The sequence below is a fragment of the Neorhizobium sp. T6_25 genome, assembly GCF_002968555.1.
GTDB lineage: Bacteria > Pseudomonadota > Alphaproteobacteria > Rhizobiales > Rhizobiaceae > Neorhizobium.
Genome location: NZ_PVBL01000002.1, coordinates 356,809 through 369,786, shown reverse-complemented (window position 1 = coordinate 369,786; position 12,978 = coordinate 356,809). Strand labels below are relative to the sequence as shown.

The following is a 12,978-nucleotide window of genomic DNA, read 5'->3' as shown; positions in this document are numbered from 1 at the left end:
GGAAGGCAGACTGTCTCTCTCGACCGAAGCTCCATTCGTCCCTTCGCTTCGGTCATCAATTGCCGGAATCGCTTAGGGTATCCCTAGACCCGCGATTCCGGCTTCTTTTTTCCGCTGAAGAACTTGCTAGGCCTCGCCCCGCGCCTCCAGCGTCGCGCCCGGCAGATAAAGCAGGATCGGCCTGATTTCGTAGACCGCCGTCGGATTGGCCCGCCGCAGATCCCGTGCCGCCGCAATGGCTCCCTCGATCGTCGGAAAATCCACCACGTAGAGGCCGAGCAGTTGCTCCTTGGTTTCGGCAAACGGACCGTCGATGACCATGCCCTCGCCCTTGCCGCGCAGCGTCACCGCGCCTTCCGTCGGGCCAAGCCGCGCGGCAGGTCCCAGGGATTTCTGCGCAACCAGGCGGTCGTTGACCTCGAGCAGCTCGGTCATCAGCGCCTGATCCTCCTCCTCGGTCCAGGATTGGACCACTCCCTCCTGGTGATAGGCGAGGATAGCGTAATACATGACTTGTCTCCCTCTTATACGTCGACTGACGCCGAACCACCTCCTCGCACACTCCCGTGCTTGGGCAGACCGACGGACATCCAGAAATCTGTAAATGCGTCTGAATACACATGTTTGACCGGCAGCGTGCAAGCCCCTCCGATTTCTTCGGCCGCGCTTTTTCCTTGACGTCCCGCCGCCGCTGGCTGACGCTGGACGGCATGAGCGAAGCGGCAGATTCCATCGACGACATTCTCCACCCGACGCCCGGCAATCCGGCTCCGGCCAACTACACGGCCGGCTATTTCACCGGCCATCGCGGCACCCGGTTACGCTACGGCCTGTTTCGCTCCGGAATGTCGCCGGCGATCGGCACCATCGTGCTCATGCAGGGCCGCAATGAGTGCATCGAGAAATATTTCGAGACGATCCGGGACCTGAACGCCATGGGCCTCTGGGTCGCGACCTTCGACCTGCGCGGCCAGGGCGGATCGCAGCGGCTGACGAAAAATCCGCGCAAGGGTCATGTCCGCCGCTTTTCCGATTACGAGCGGGATCTCGAGATCTTCCTCGAACATATCGTCCTGCCGGATGCCCGCCTGCCCTTCTTCCTGGTTGCCCACTCGACCGGCGCCCTGATCGCGCTCTCGGCTGCCCCGCGCCTCTCGAACCGCATCAACCGGATGGCGATCGCAGCCCCCTATATCGCGCTCTCGGGTCAGGGTGTCCCGGAAGGCTTCATCCGCACGCTTGCCAGGATTGCGAGCTGGACCGGCTTCGGCGGCGTCTCGATGGGCACCGACCGGAGCAACCGCCCCTTCGAAGGCAACCCGCTGACATCGGACCCGAAGCGATTTGCCCGCAACATCGAGATCGCTGCCGCCCATCCGGAACTGACGATCGGCCCGCCGACGGCCCGCTGGCTGCACGAGACGTTCAAGGCGGCGCGGCGCGTGTCTTCCCAGTCGCATCTGACCAGGATCACCATCCCGACCCTGATTCTCGCTCCGGTTCTCGACGCAATCGTCCCCTATGCGGCGCAGGAGGAGATGTCGCGCAATTTTCGCGCCGGCCAGCTGATCACCATCAACGGCGGGCGCCACGAGCTGTTTCACGACAGGGATATCTACCGCGCCCAGGGGCTCGCGGCGATCGAGGCCTTTATGCCCGGCCAGGACGGTGGTTTCGGGCTTTCCGAGACGGCCGCCTGATCCGTCGCGCGCCTCGCCGACCTACTTGCCGGACAGCAGCTTCATGGCTTCCGCATGCACGGCCTTGCTGCCCGCCGCAAGAATATTGCCGCCGTTTTCCGGGCGCCCGCCGTCCCAGGTGGTGATGATGCCGCCCGCCTGCTCGATGATAGGGATCAGCGCACCGACGTCGTAGGGCTTCAGGTTATTCTCGACCACAATGTCGATATGGCCGGAGGCGAGCAATACATAGGCGTAGCAATCGCAGCCGTAGCGAAACAGCCGTACCCTGTCCTCGACGGCCTGGTATTTCGCCAGGTCCTCGCCGCCGAAAATATGCGGCGACGTGGTGAACAGGGTGGCGTCGGCCAGGCTGCCGCAGTCCCGCACCGAAATCTGCCGCTCGCCATCCGGACCGGAATACCAGGCGCGGGTGCCGTCGGCGAAATAACGCTCGCCTATAAAGGGCTGGTCCATCATCCCCATGGCGGCGCGGCCGTTCGATTGGAAGCCGATCAGCGTGCCCCAGACCGGCAGGCCGGAAATGAAGGCGCGCGTACCGTCGATCGGATCGATCACCCAGATATGTTCGCGGTCGAGACCGACATTCTCATGTTCCTCGCCAAGGATGCCGTGTTCCGGAAATTTCTCAGTGATCAGCGACCGGATCGCCGTCTCGGCGGCGCGGTCGCCTTCGGTCACCGGGTCGAACCCACCCATCAGCTTGTTGACTACGGAAAGTCCGGTGCGGAAGCGTGGCAGGGTCTCGGCCTTGGCGGCGGCGGCAAGCGCATCGAAGAAGTCGCGATCGGGGAGCATGGGGAGATCCGCTGAGGAAGAGGTGATCCCTTCTAGGATACTCGCCTGAAACTGAAAACCGGAATCGCGTGGCCGCGCGCAGAAAATCAAAAGATACGCCACCCGCGCCGAAAAACTCATCAGACCGCCCAAAAATGGCGCATATTTAATCAGTCAAAAAAGATGCTTGACATTTGTGCAGCGCACTCGTAGCTTCAATGCACAGTCTTTGACTGTAAATACCCTCCTTGGGTGTTTCCTCCCTAGACTTAGCCGCGCCCACAAGCGCGGTTTTTTTTGCCCGCGATCAAGCTGGCGAGCCTGCCAACGCGCCGGCAAAAGATCAAACCTGTGGAAAACCTGAAGGTCTATTCTGCCGCCAGCGCGCTGTCGCCGGCGAAGTCGACGACGAAATTCGCCATCTGCCGCATGAAGGTGGAAAGGGCGGCCGCGACCATCGGGAACTCCGGCCGCCTGGCAAGCGTCATCTCGTCCACGTAGAGCGCGCGGTTGATCTCGATCTGCAGTGCGTGCAGGCCGCGCACCGGCCGTCCATAGTGCTCGGTGATGAAGCCGCCGGCATAGGGCTTGTTGCGCACGGCGGAAAAACCCATGCCATCGAGGAATTGCATCGCCGCCCGAGAAAGCTCCGCCGAGGCGCTGGTGCCATAGCGGTCGCCGATGATGAAGTCGGGCCGCACGTCCGAGCCGGACAGCCGGATATTGCCCGGCATCGAATGGCAGTCGATCAGGATGGCGAGCCCGAAGCGGGCATGAGTGCGGGCGATCAGCTTGCGAAGGCAGGCGTGATAGGGCTTGTAGATCGTTTCGATACGCGACATCGCCTCGTTGACCGGCAGCCGGCGGCGATAGATTTCCATATTTTCCGCGACGATCCGGGGGATCGTGCCGAGCCCGCCTGCGACCCGCATCGAGCCGATATTGACGAAAGGCGGCAAAGGCCCGTCGAACATGCGCGGATCGAGCTCGTAAGGCTCGCGGTTGACGTCGAGATAGGCGCGCGGGAAATGGGCGAGAAGCAGCGGCGCACCGAGTTCCGGCGCATCGGCGAAAAGCTCGTCGACATAGTGGTCTGCGGAGCGGCGGATGGCGAGCGAATCGAGGTCGCTTTCGGCGAGAAATTCGGGCGGGTAGAAGCTGCCGCTGTGAGGCGAATTGAAGACGAAGGGGATAGTCTGCGTGGCGGGCTCCCTCACTTCGAAGTGTTCAAAATCACCCGCGCTGCAATCCATCCTGCCTTTACCATGTCACGAACTTGTTCAGGAACTCATGTTGCCAGTTGCCCGAGGCGAAGTCCATACTATCTATACCCTACCAAATCCTCTTGTACCCTCATTAAACGGATGTTTACCGCGTGTAGGCAGTGTAAGAGATACCGACAACTCTAAAAATTTGCATTGGATAACGGTCCTGGAGATGATTCAGAAAATCCTTCTCGCCGAAGACGATAACGACATGCGTCGTTTCCTGGTCAAGGCGCTTGAAAAGGCGGGCTACAAGGTTGCGTCCTTCGACAACGGCGCGAGCGCCTATGATCGCCTGCGCGAAGAGCCCTTCTCGCTGCTCCTGACCGACATCGTCATGCCGGAAATGGACGGGATCGAACTCGCCCGCCGGGCGACCGAACTCGACCCGGACCTGAAGGTGATGTTCATCACCGGCTTTGCGGCCGTCGCGTTGAACTCCGATTCCAAGGCCCCGAAGGATGCCAAGGTGCTGTCGAAGCCCTTCCACCTGCGCGATCTGGTGGACGAAGTGAACAAGCTTCTGGCGGCCTGAGGCCCCGAAAGCCCTGATCTGCAAGGCCTTCAAAAAACCTTCGCATTTCATGGCAAAAACCTGTTGACGGCCCGACCAGTCTATGGTCTATGCGCCGCCACGGATGGGCGTGTAGCTCAGCGGGAGAGCACTACGTTGACATCGTAGGGGTCACAGGTTCAATCCCTGTCACGCCCACCATCCAGTTCAAAACGTTGAGAAATCCGCTTCGGCGGATTTCTTCGTTTCTGATCCTCCCCTTAATCTGTTCGTTCCAAAACGGTGCACTTGCGCCCGAAAGCCTTCACCAGCCTTGCTGGCGATTTGGTCATCTGCGGCTGTTATGGTGTTACGACATCAAGGAGGTCCAGATGGCGCAGTTCAAGAATTCGGAGCATCTCGTCCAGACGAAAGCACCGGCCTTCGAGAAGGATTGGATGCCGGGGCAGAAGGTGCCGAATGCCGGCATCTACCGGTGCAAGACCTGCGGCGACGAAATCGTCGTGCACAAGGACGCGGCCATCCCGCAGATCCACCACGAGCATACGGTCCTCGGACCGGTAATCTGGAAGCTGCTCGTGTTCGCCCAGAAACATCCGTCGCGCCCCTGACCTCCGCATCTGCGCAGATCAGTTGATGCCGTTTCGAGACCGGTCTCTTTTTTCGCCGGAGCGTACCGAATCGGCCCCAACCAGCCTCGCAACACGACATCGAATATGCCAGATGCGACCTACCGCATCCTTGATGCGGATTTTCCCCAATTTGCCCCGCCCGACCTTCGGCGGGGCTTTTTTGTTTCCGGGGCACGGTTCCTCGCGCTTAATGCCCCGAGGATCTCAGGGGAATCAGAGAATCGCATTGCCGGCGGCAAAGGCGAGCACGACGAAAATCAGGAAAACGACAAGGAAGATGAAGAACAGGATTTTTGCGATCCCTGCCGTCGCGGCGGAAATGCCCGAAAAGCCGAGGAAACCGGAAATCAGCGAGATGACCAGAAAGATGAGAGCCCATTTCAGCATGGAATTGTTCCTTCACGTTGATGGTCCGATAACGCGAAGAAATGTTCCAGGGTTCCCAATCAGCGCAGGACGTGGGCGGCTCCGGCCACGCCGATCGCCACCCGGTCGCCGACGACAAGCGTCTCGCGGCTGGGAATGTCGAGCCGGAAAGAGAAGCCTTGCGGATCGCCGCCAAGCCTGATCCGGACATCCGAGGTCGGGCCGCAGAAATTGATCTCGGCGATCGTGCCTGAAGCCCCCTCGCCGCCATTCTCGCCGCCGGCTTGGCTGACCGTGACCTGTTCCGGCCGCAGCATGATCTGCGCCTTGCCGCGATAGGCGGCATCGTCGACCGGAAGCACGCCCAGTGGGCTTTTTGCCTGTCCGTCGGCGATATCCGCGGGCATCACGATCGCCTCGCCAAGGAATGCCGCCGTCGCCGCATCGACGGGCCTTGAATAGACCTCGCGTGGGGAACCGACCTGCGCGAACCGGCCGGCCCGCATCACCGCCACCTGGTCGGCAAAGGCGAGCGCCTCGCCCTGGTCGTGGGTCACCAGAAGCGTGGTGATACCGGCGGCCGTCAGCACGTCGGTCACTGCCTTGCGGGTGGCTGCCCTCAGGCCCGTATCCAGCGCCGAGAAGGGCTCGTCGAGTAGCATCAGCCGCGGCTTGCGTGCCAAGGCCCTCGCAAGCGCCACGCGCTGCTGCTGGCCGCCTGAGAGCTGGTCAGGCTTGCGGGAGAGCATGGCCGCGTCAAGCCCGACCATGTCCATCAGTTCTGCGATGCGGGCGTTCTTGACCGAGGCCTCCGCCTCCAGCCCGAAACCGATATTCTGCCGGATCGTCAGATGCGGAAACAGGCAGCCGTCCTGCGCCACGATGCCGATGCCGCGCTTGTGCGCCGGCACCTGGGACGAGCCGTCGGCGAGCGCCCGGCCATCGAACACGATGCGGCCTTCATCCGGCGCGTCGAAGCCGGCGACCAAGCGCAGAAGCGTGGTCTTGCCGCATCCGGACGGACCGACGATCGCCGTGCGGCTGCCGGCTGTCACCGACAGGTCGATCCCGTCGAGGGCTGCGACGGAACCATACTGTTTGCGCAGGGAGGTCAGGGTAAGCAGCATCATCGCCCGGCGATCTTTTTCGATTGGTGATGGAGAAGAAAGGTGAGCGGCAGCGAGAAGGCGACCATCAGCACCGCATAAGGCGCGGCACCGGCATAATCGATCTCGCCGGTCAGCGCCCAGAAGGCCATGGCGAGCGTACGGGTGCCGTTCGGCGCCAGCATCTGGGTGGCGGTGAGTTCGTTCATGATGCCGAGCGAAGAGAGCGCAACGCCGGCCGCAGCCCCCGGTGCGGCAAGCCGGATCGTGGTCGCAAGCAGCGCGTTGCCCGGCGACCGGCCGAGGCTTGCCGCCGCCTGTTCGATCTCGACCGGCACCTGCGCAATGCTGGCCCGCAGGCTCACCAGCGCCCGCGGCAGAAACATCACCACATAGGCGAGCACGATGGTGGCAACGCTCTGGTAGAGCGGCAGCATGGTCCGCACGGTGATGGTGACAAGCGCCAGCGCCACGACGACGCCCGGCATCGAACTCGCGAGATAATAGCAGCCTTCGAGGAACCGGCTGGCGCGGGTCGGCCGGCGCACGGAGAGCCAGGCGATCGGCACGGCGGCCGCAGTCGTCGCAAGCCCGCCGATCAGGCAGATGACCAGCGTCTGCCACAGCGCCAGCCCGACCTCGTCGATCCGCCACACGCCGGTGCCGCCGGCAATCAGCCAGCGACCGAGCGTCAGCACCGGAATGCCGAGCGCAAAGGCGGCGGTCGCGGCCGGCAGAAGCAGAGCGACGTATTTCCACCGGCCGAGCCGGGCGATCTTCGGCCGGCGGGCGACGCCGGATCCGAGCCGCGCATACCGGCTGCGGCCGCGCAGCGAAGCTTCGAGGCCGAGCAGCACGAAACAGCAGAGCACCAGCACCAGCGCCAGCATATAGGCGGCGACACCGTTATAGGTCGACTGGAACTGGTCGAGAATGGCGGTCGTGAACGTGTCGAAGCGGATCATCGCAAACAGCCCGTATTCGGCCAAGAGATGCAGGCCGATCAGCAGCGCGCCGCCGCAGAGGGCAAGCCGGAGCTGCGGCAGGACGACGCGCCGGAAGACGGCGAATGGCGCCAGCCCCAGCGAGGCCGCCTGGTCCTCCAGAGCCGGATCGAGCAGCCGGAAGGCGGCGGAAAGCGGAAGATAGAGAAACGGAAAATAGGCGACGACCGAGATCGCCACGCCGGCGGGAAGGCCGTTGAAACCGGGCCACATTCCGATCCAGGCATAGGAGTGCACGAAGGCGGGCACGGCAAGTGGCGTGACGCAGAGCCAGGACCAGAACCGCGCGCCCGGCAGGTCGCTGCGCTCCGTCAACCAGGCGAGCGCGACGCCGAGCACGGCGCAGATCGGAATGGTGAAGACGACGAGCAGGACCGTATTGGCCAGCAGATCGCCGACCCGCGAGCGGAAGATCAGCTGCGAGGCCATCTCCCAACCGGTCACCACCGTTGCCCATAACACGAAGCCGAGCGGCAGGAGCGCCAGCAAGGCCACCACGACCGCGATCGTCAGCGTCCAGGACGACGCCGCCGGCAGGCGGTGTCGCGGCGCGATGGAGATCCTGGTATCTGTGGTGGAAGTCATTGCCGGTCCGAAAATACGAGACATCGCAGGTACGCCCTGCGATGTCTCCGTGCAACTGTTATCGACCGCTTTTTAGAGCAGGCCGGCGGCGGTCATCATGTCGGTGACCTTGGCGTTGTTGAGGGTCGAGGGCTCGACCTTCGGGGCCGCCAAGTCGGCGATCGGGGTCAGCATCTTGTTGGAAGCCTCGCCCTTGCCAACGGCGTATTCAAAGGAGGTGCCGTCGCGCAGGATCTTCTGGCCGCCCTTGCCGGTGACCCACTTCAGGAAGGTCTGTGCCTGTTCCTTGTGCTTGGACGAGGCGAGGACGCCGCCGCCCGAGATCGACACGAAGGCGCCCGGATCCTGGTTCTTGAAATAATGCATGCCGATGTTCTTGGTGTTCTCGCCGGTCTTCGCGACGTCGCCGAAATAGTAGTAGTGATAGATCAGCGCGCCTTCGAACTGGCCGGCATTGACCGCCTTCATGGCAGTCGAGTTGCCGCGGATCGGGGTCGCATTTTCCTTCATGCCCTTCAGCCAGGCAGCGGTCGCTTCTTCGCCCTTGAGCTGCAGCAAGGCACCGACGATCGCCTGGAAATCGGCGCCCGACGGAGATGCCGTCCAGCGGCCCTTCCATTCCGGCTTGGCAAGGTCGAGCATCGACTTCGGCAGCTTGTCTTCCGTCAGCTTGGTCTTGTCATAGACAAAAACCGTCGAGCGGGCAGCGATGCCGACCCAGTTGCCGTTGGCCGGATGGAAACCCGGCAGCACCTGGTCGAGGGTTGCCTTGTCGACCGGCGCGAAAAGGCCCTTGCCGTCGACCAGCACCATGGCCGGCGAATTTTCGGTCAGGAACACGTCGGCCGGCGAATTGGCGCCTTCCTGGACGATCTGGTTGGCGATTTCGAGGTCGCTGCCCTGGCGGATGGTGACCGCGATGCCGGTCTCTTCCGTAAAGGCCTTCACCCATTCCTTGGTCAGCCCTTCGTGCTGGGCATTGTAGATGGTGAGACTGTCGGCCACCTGCGCCGAAGCCGGCGAGGAAAGAGCGAGAACGGAAAAAGCCAGGGCAGCGCCCGCGGCCAAGGTGAATGAAGCTTTCAAGATCGCCTCCGCAAGAGAGTCAGGAATTTGACGAGCTCGTCATAACCAAAGCAGAGATTTGTGGTCAAGTTTATTCCACGACAGGCGTAACAAAGGCGTGATTTACGTTTTAAATACAAACAGATACAGCAGGCGACGCGAATTGATCGCGGCACCGGGCCCTGGTATGCAAATTGTACTTGGGCGGGAATTGCCGCCGGCGGCATCGTCGCAATCTTCCGGCCCGCGGGCAAGTTGGCGACTTGCCGCATAAGTGCCGACGCGGATTTCCGCGCAGGCCCACGAATCAGCTATGGCTAATTCGAACACATCGGGAACGGGCATGGCTGTTGCTTATCTGGAAAAGCTGAATGATGCGCAACGGCGCGCGGTCGAGCACGGCTCTGACGTGCCCAGGGGCGGTCCGGCCGGGCCTTTGCTGGTCATCGCCGGTGCCGGTTCCGGCAAGACCAACACGCTTGCCCATCGTGTCGCGCACCTGATCGTCTCGGGTGCCGATCCGCGCCGCATCCTGCTGATGACCTTTTCCCGCCGCGCGGCCTCGGAAATGGGCCGCCGTGTCGAGCGCATCTGTGCGCAGGTTTTGGGCGCAAATGCCGGCATCATGACCGACGCGCTTGCCTGGGCCGGCACCTTTCACGGCATCGGCGCCCGGCTGCTCCGCCTCTACGCCGAACAGATCGGCCTCGACCACGACTTCACCATCCACGACCGGGAAGATTCCGCCGACCTGATGAACCTGGTGCGCCACGAGCTCGGCTTCTCGAAGACCGAGAACCGGTTTCCCACCAAAGGCACCTGTCTGCAGATCTATTCCCGTGCGGTGAATTCCGAAACGCCTCTGGACGAGGTGCTGAAACTCTATTTCCCCTGGTGCTCGGCCTGGGAACCGCAGCTGCGCGAACTGTTCGCCTCCTATGTCGAGGCCAAGCAGGCCCAGAACGTGCTGGATTATGACGACCTCCTGCTCTACTGGGCGCAGATGATGAGCGAGCCGGCGATTGCGCAGGACGTTGGCGGCCGTTTTGATCATGTCCTCGTCGACGAATACCAGGACACCAACCGCCTGCAATCGTCGATCCTGATGGCGATGAAGCCCGGCGGCATCGGCCTGACCGTGGTCGGTGACGACGCCCAGTCGATCTATTCCTTCCGCGCCGCGACGATCCGCAACATCCTCGATTTCCCGAACACGTTCGATCCGCCGGCCGATATCGTCACGCTCGACCGAAACTACCGCTCGACCAATACGATTCTCGCCGCCGCCAATGGCGTCATCGATCTCGCCCGCGAGCGCTTCACCAAGAACCTCTGGACCGAGCGCCAGTCGGAGGAGCGCCCCCGCCTCGTCGCCGTCAAGGACGAGACCGAACAGGCCAATTACATCGTCGAAAAGATTCTCGAAAACCGCGAAACCGGCATGACGCTGAAGAGCCAGGCCGTGCTGTTCCGCGCGTCCCACCATTCCGGCCCGCTCGAAGTCGAGCTCACCCGCCGCAACATTCCCTTCGTGAAGTTCGGTGGCCTGAAATTCCTCGACAGCGCCCATGTCAAGGACATGCTGGCGGCCTTGCGTTTCGCCCAGAACCCGCGCGACCGCGTCGCCGGCTTCCGGCTGATGCAGCTCATCCCCGGCATCGGACCGCAGACGGCCGGAAAAATCCTCGATGCGATCGCCGCCGATCCCGAGCCACTCGCAGCCCTCCAGGAAATCCCGGCCCCGCCGCGGTCCGGTGCCGACTGGCCGGCCTTTGTCGACATGCTCGCCGAGATCCGCAGGGGCCAGGGCTGGCCGTCCGAGATCGGCCTTGCCCGCCAGTGGTACGAGCCGCATCTCATCCGCATCCACGAGGACGCCGAGACCCGCAAGGCCGACCTTTTGCAACTCGAACAGATCGCCTCGGGTTATGCCTCGCGCGAACGGTTCCTCACCGAACTGACCCTCGACCCGCCGGATGCGACCAGCGCCGAATCCGGCACGCCTCTGCTCGACGAGGACTATCTCATCCTCTCGACCATCCATTCGTCGAAGGGCCAGGAATGGCGGTCGGTGTTCCTGTTAAACTGCGTCGACGGCTGCATCCCCTCCGACCTCGGCGTCGGCTCGACCGCCGAAATGGAGGAGGAGCGCCGCCTTCTTTATGTCGCGATGACGCGGGCGAAGGACCACCTGCATCTGATGACGCCGCAGCGTTTCTTCGTGCACGGCCAGGCCTCGCAGGGCGACCGCCACGTCTATGCCGCCCGCACCCGCTTCATCCCGGCGACCTTGCTGCAATTCTTCGAAACCGCCGCCTGGCCGGTCGTCGCCCAGATGACCGAGGCCGAACGCCAGGCCCGCCACCAGGTGCGCATCGACGTCACCGCCCGCATGCGCGGCATGTGGCGGTAACAAGCTACCTAAAGCAGTCATCAGTTTCAGCGGAACGACGGATATGAGACTGAGCCCGCCTGTCCCCCCGCTGTCGCGTTGACTCTGACTGCACCGGGTGGAACAACCCGACCTCGATGTGGCAGTCAGACGATATCGGGAGGGATTAGATGACGGGCCGCAAAATCGTTCTGGTGCAGGGTGCCTGGGGTTCGAGCGCGAGCTGGACGCCGGTTGCCGATATTCTGCGGGGCATGGGTCATCAGGTCTTCGTGCCGAGCCTCACCGGGCTCGGTGAACGCGCCCACCTCTTCTCGGGCACCATCAATCTCGACACCCATATCGGCGATGTCTGTGGCCTTATCGAAGCGGAGGGCCTGGAGGAATTCGACCTCGTCGGCCATTCCTATGGCGGCATGGTGATTACGGGCGTCGCCGATCGTTTCGCGGCCCGCATCCGCACGCTGACCTATCTCGACGCTTTCCTGCCGGAGAATGGCCAGTCGGCGCTCGATCTGCTTGGGCCGGAAGTGGCGATGGCCAACCTTACCATGGCCGGCGAACTCGGCGGCGTCGCGGTGCCGCCGCCTGCCCGTCACGCGACCCGCGTGCCGGAACATCTACGCCACTACATGACCAGCCGCTCGCCGCAGCCGTTCGCGACGATGATCCAGAAGATCAAGCTGACGGGCGACTATCGGAAGATCACGAAGAGGCTTTACGTCTCGGCCAATATCGACCAGTCGAAGATCTTTTCCGGCATCTACGCCAGGGTTGGCGCCGATCCGTCCTGGGCATCCATGGAAGTGCCGAGCGGCCACATGCTGCAGCTCGAAATGCCGGACGAGGTCGCCCGCATCATCCACGATTTCATCGGCTGACTTTCCGCCCGGTCAGTCCGGCGAGACGAAAGCGGCGGCGGAAACAACCGCCGCCGCTTATCCGTATCACTTTCCGAGCGGCTTGATCGACAACAGGATGTCGACCAGTTCCTTCTGGTGCTTTTCCTCGTCGCCCTTGGTTCCCCAATAGGTGACGACGAGGCCCTTGGTCGGCGACGTCTGGATCAGTGCAAGCCCGACGCTTACCGGGCCGCTCTCGTCCTTGCCGTCCCAATCGAGCGTGGTCATCTGCATGCCGTTGAACTCCTCGACCGGAGTTTCCTTCAGCGTCTTGGGATCGACGGTGACGCCAACCTCCTTCAGGAAATCGATGGCGTCCGTAACCGTCTTGTCCATCGACTTCAGCTCCGCGACATCGGCGGAAAGATAGACGGCATCGTCACTGGACGTGGCATCGACGCCGGTGTCGGTTTCCTTCGGGTTCCAGCTGTCGGGGATCTTGATGCTGGCGATCGGAGCATCGCTCGGGAACTTGAGTGTTTTCGCCTCGGCCAGCATGGGAGCGGCCATGACGAGCACGGCAATCAGGAGAGCTTTTTTCATCTGTGAATCCTTGAGAAATGGGGACCGCAGATGCTTCAACCAGCGGCGAAAACCCGTTTAGCACGCAGCCCTTTAAGAATAGGTGGAGCAAACACTCAAAAAGCCGGGGAATTCCGCCAAAATTGCC

The 12,978-nt window shown here is 62.6% G+C and carries 13 protein-coding genes and 1 tRNA gene; 6 read left to right on the top strand and 8 right to left on the bottom strand.

The features are described from left to right. Nucleotides 1–126: 126 nt before the first annotated feature. Nucleotides 127–510: a YciI family protein gene (locus C5L10_RS03940; protein ID WP_105428600.1), complete on the bottom strand. Its 384-nt coding sequence runs from the start codon at nucleotides 508–510 to the stop codon at nucleotides 127–129. Between the two features lie 221 nt (nucleotides 511–731). On the opposite strand from C5L10_RS03940, the gene C5L10_RS03935 reads away from it, so the two are divergent. After that, complete coding sequence (locus C5L10_RS03935) at nucleotides 732–1,700, top strand: alpha/beta fold hydrolase (RefSeq protein ID WP_105428689.1); 969 nt, start codon at nucleotides 732–734, stop codon at nucleotides 1,698–1,700. A gap of 21 nt (nucleotides 1,701–1,721) precedes the next feature. On the opposite strand, the gene hisN is transcribed toward C5L10_RS03935, so the two are convergent. Further along, entirely contained in the window at nucleotides 1,722–2,498 is a 777-nt protein-coding gene (hisN, locus tag C5L10_RS03930) for a histidinol-phosphatase (RefSeq protein ID WP_105428599.1), read from the bottom strand. A 347-nt stretch (nucleotides 2,499–2,845) separates the two neighbouring features. After that, nucleotides 2,846–3,730 (bottom strand): N-formylglutamate amidohydrolase, encoded by an 885-nt coding sequence (locus C5L10_RS03925; RefSeq protein WP_105428598.1) that lies wholly within the window; start codon nucleotides 3,728–3,730, stop codon nucleotides 2,846–2,848. Nucleotides 3,731–3,914: 184 nt separating this feature from the next. Here C5L10_RS03925 and cpdR1 point away from each other — a divergent pair, with 184 nt between their 5' ends. The 3 genes from cpdR1 (at nucleotide 3,915) to C5L10_RS03910 (ending at nucleotide 4,867) form a co-directional block, all read left to right on the top strand. Beyond that, nucleotides 3,915–4,277, top strand: a complete 363-nt coding sequence (gene cpdR1 / locus C5L10_RS03920) for a response regulator CpdR1 (RefSeq protein WP_037077221.1) — start codon at nucleotides 3,915–3,917, stop codon at nucleotides 4,275–4,277. A gap of 105 nt (nucleotides 4,278–4,382) precedes the next feature. After that, nucleotides 4,383–4,457 (top strand) — tRNA-Val (locus tag C5L10_RS03915). Between the two features lie 170 nt (nucleotides 4,458–4,627). Further along, nucleotides 4,628–4,867: a hypothetical protein gene (locus C5L10_RS03910; protein ID WP_037077223.1), complete on the top strand. Its 240-nt coding sequence runs from the start codon at nucleotides 4,628–4,630 to the stop codon at nucleotides 4,865–4,867. A 234-nt stretch (nucleotides 4,868–5,101) separates the two neighbouring features. On the opposite strand, the gene C5L10_RS03905 is transcribed toward C5L10_RS03910, so the two are convergent. From C5L10_RS03905 to C5L10_RS03890, 4 genes are all read right to left on the bottom strand, one after another. Further along, complete coding sequence (locus tag C5L10_RS03905) at nucleotides 5,102–5,275, bottom strand: DUF1328 domain-containing protein (protein ID WP_038545141.1); 174 nt, start codon at nucleotides 5,273–5,275, stop codon at nucleotides 5,102–5,104. A gap of 59 nt (nucleotides 5,276–5,334) precedes the next feature. Beyond that, nucleotides 5,335–6,384, bottom strand: coding sequence for an ABC transporter ATP-binding protein (locus tag C5L10_RS03900; protein ID WP_105428597.1), 1,050 nt, complete (start codon nucleotides 6,382–6,384; stop codon nucleotides 5,335–5,337). Beyond that, a complete protein-coding gene (locus C5L10_RS03895; RefSeq protein ID WP_105428688.1) occupies nucleotides 6,381–7,949 on the bottom strand; it encodes an iron ABC transporter permease in 1,569 nt (522 codons plus the stop codon). The genes C5L10_RS03900 and C5L10_RS03895 overlap by 4 nt, the downstream gene beginning before the upstream one ends. 72 nt (nucleotides 7,950–8,021) lie before the next feature. Continuing rightward, nucleotides 8,022–9,035, bottom strand: coding sequence for an iron ABC transporter substrate-binding protein (locus C5L10_RS03890; protein ID WP_105428596.1), 1,014 nt, complete (start codon nucleotides 9,033–9,035; stop codon nucleotides 8,022–8,024). A gap of 322 nt (nucleotides 9,036–9,357) precedes the next feature. Between C5L10_RS03890 and C5L10_RS03885 the strand changes: the two genes are divergently transcribed. Next, on the top strand, nucleotides 9,358–11,427 hold the full coding sequence (locus C5L10_RS03885) for an ATP-dependent helicase (RefSeq protein ID WP_105428595.1): 2,070 nt from the start codon (nucleotides 9,358–9,360) through the stop codon (nucleotides 11,425–11,427). Nucleotides 11,428–11,576: 149 nt separating this feature from the next. Then, the gene (locus C5L10_RS03880; protein ID WP_105428594.1) at nucleotides 11,577–12,287 is read left to right on the top strand and encodes an alpha/beta fold hydrolase; all 711 of its coding nucleotides are present in this window, start codon (nucleotides 11,577–11,579) and stop codon (nucleotides 12,285–12,287) included. Between the two features lie 66 nt (nucleotides 12,288–12,353). Here the strand turns inward: C5L10_RS03880 and C5L10_RS03875 are convergent, their stop codons facing one another. Then, nucleotides 12,354–12,851: a hypothetical protein gene (locus C5L10_RS03875; protein ID WP_046668243.1), complete on the bottom strand. Its 498-nt coding sequence runs from the start codon at nucleotides 12,849–12,851 to the stop codon at nucleotides 12,354–12,356. Nucleotides 12,852–12,978: the final 127 nt, after the last annotated feature.

Coding starts and splice junctions, on each gene's coding strand:
- C5L10_RS03895 (WP_105428688.1), bottom strand. CDS start 7,949: ATGACTTCCACCACAGATACCAGGATCTCCATCGCGCCGCGACACCGC.
- hisN (WP_105428599.1), bottom strand. CDS start 2,498: ATGCTCCCCGATCGCGACTTCTTCGATGCGCTTGCCGCCGCCGCCAAG.
- C5L10_RS03925 (WP_105428598.1), bottom strand. CDS start 3,730: ATGGATTGCAGCGCGGGTGATTTTGAACACTTCGAAGTGAGGGAGCCC.
- C5L10_RS03905 (WP_038545141.1), bottom strand. CDS start 5,275: ATGCTGAAATGGGCTCTCATCTTTCTGGTCATCTCGCTGATTTCCGGT.
- C5L10_RS03940 (WP_105428600.1), bottom strand. CDS start 510: ATGTATTACGCTATCCTCGCCTATCACCAGGAGGGAGTGGTCCAATCC.
- C5L10_RS03900 (WP_105428597.1), bottom strand. CDS start 6,384: ATGATGCTGCTTACCCTGACCTCCCTGCGCAAACAGTATGGTTCCGTC.
- cpdR1 (WP_037077221.1), top strand. CDS start 3,915: ATGATTCAGAAAATCCTTCTCGCCGAAGACGATAACGACATGCGTCGT.
- C5L10_RS03910 (WP_037077223.1), top strand. CDS start 4,628: ATGGCGCAGTTCAAGAATTCGGAGCATCTCGTCCAGACGAAAGCACCG.
- C5L10_RS03880 (WP_105428594.1), top strand. CDS start 11,577: ATGACGGGCCGCAAAATCGTTCTGGTGCAGGGTGCCTGGGGTTCGAGC.
- C5L10_RS03875 (WP_046668243.1), bottom strand. CDS start 12,851: ATGAAAAAAGCTCTCCTGATTGCCGTGCTCGTCATGGCCGCTCCCATG.
- C5L10_RS03885 (WP_105428595.1), top strand. CDS start 9,358: ATGGCTGTTGCTTATCTGGAAAAGCTGAATGATGCGCAACGGCGCGCG.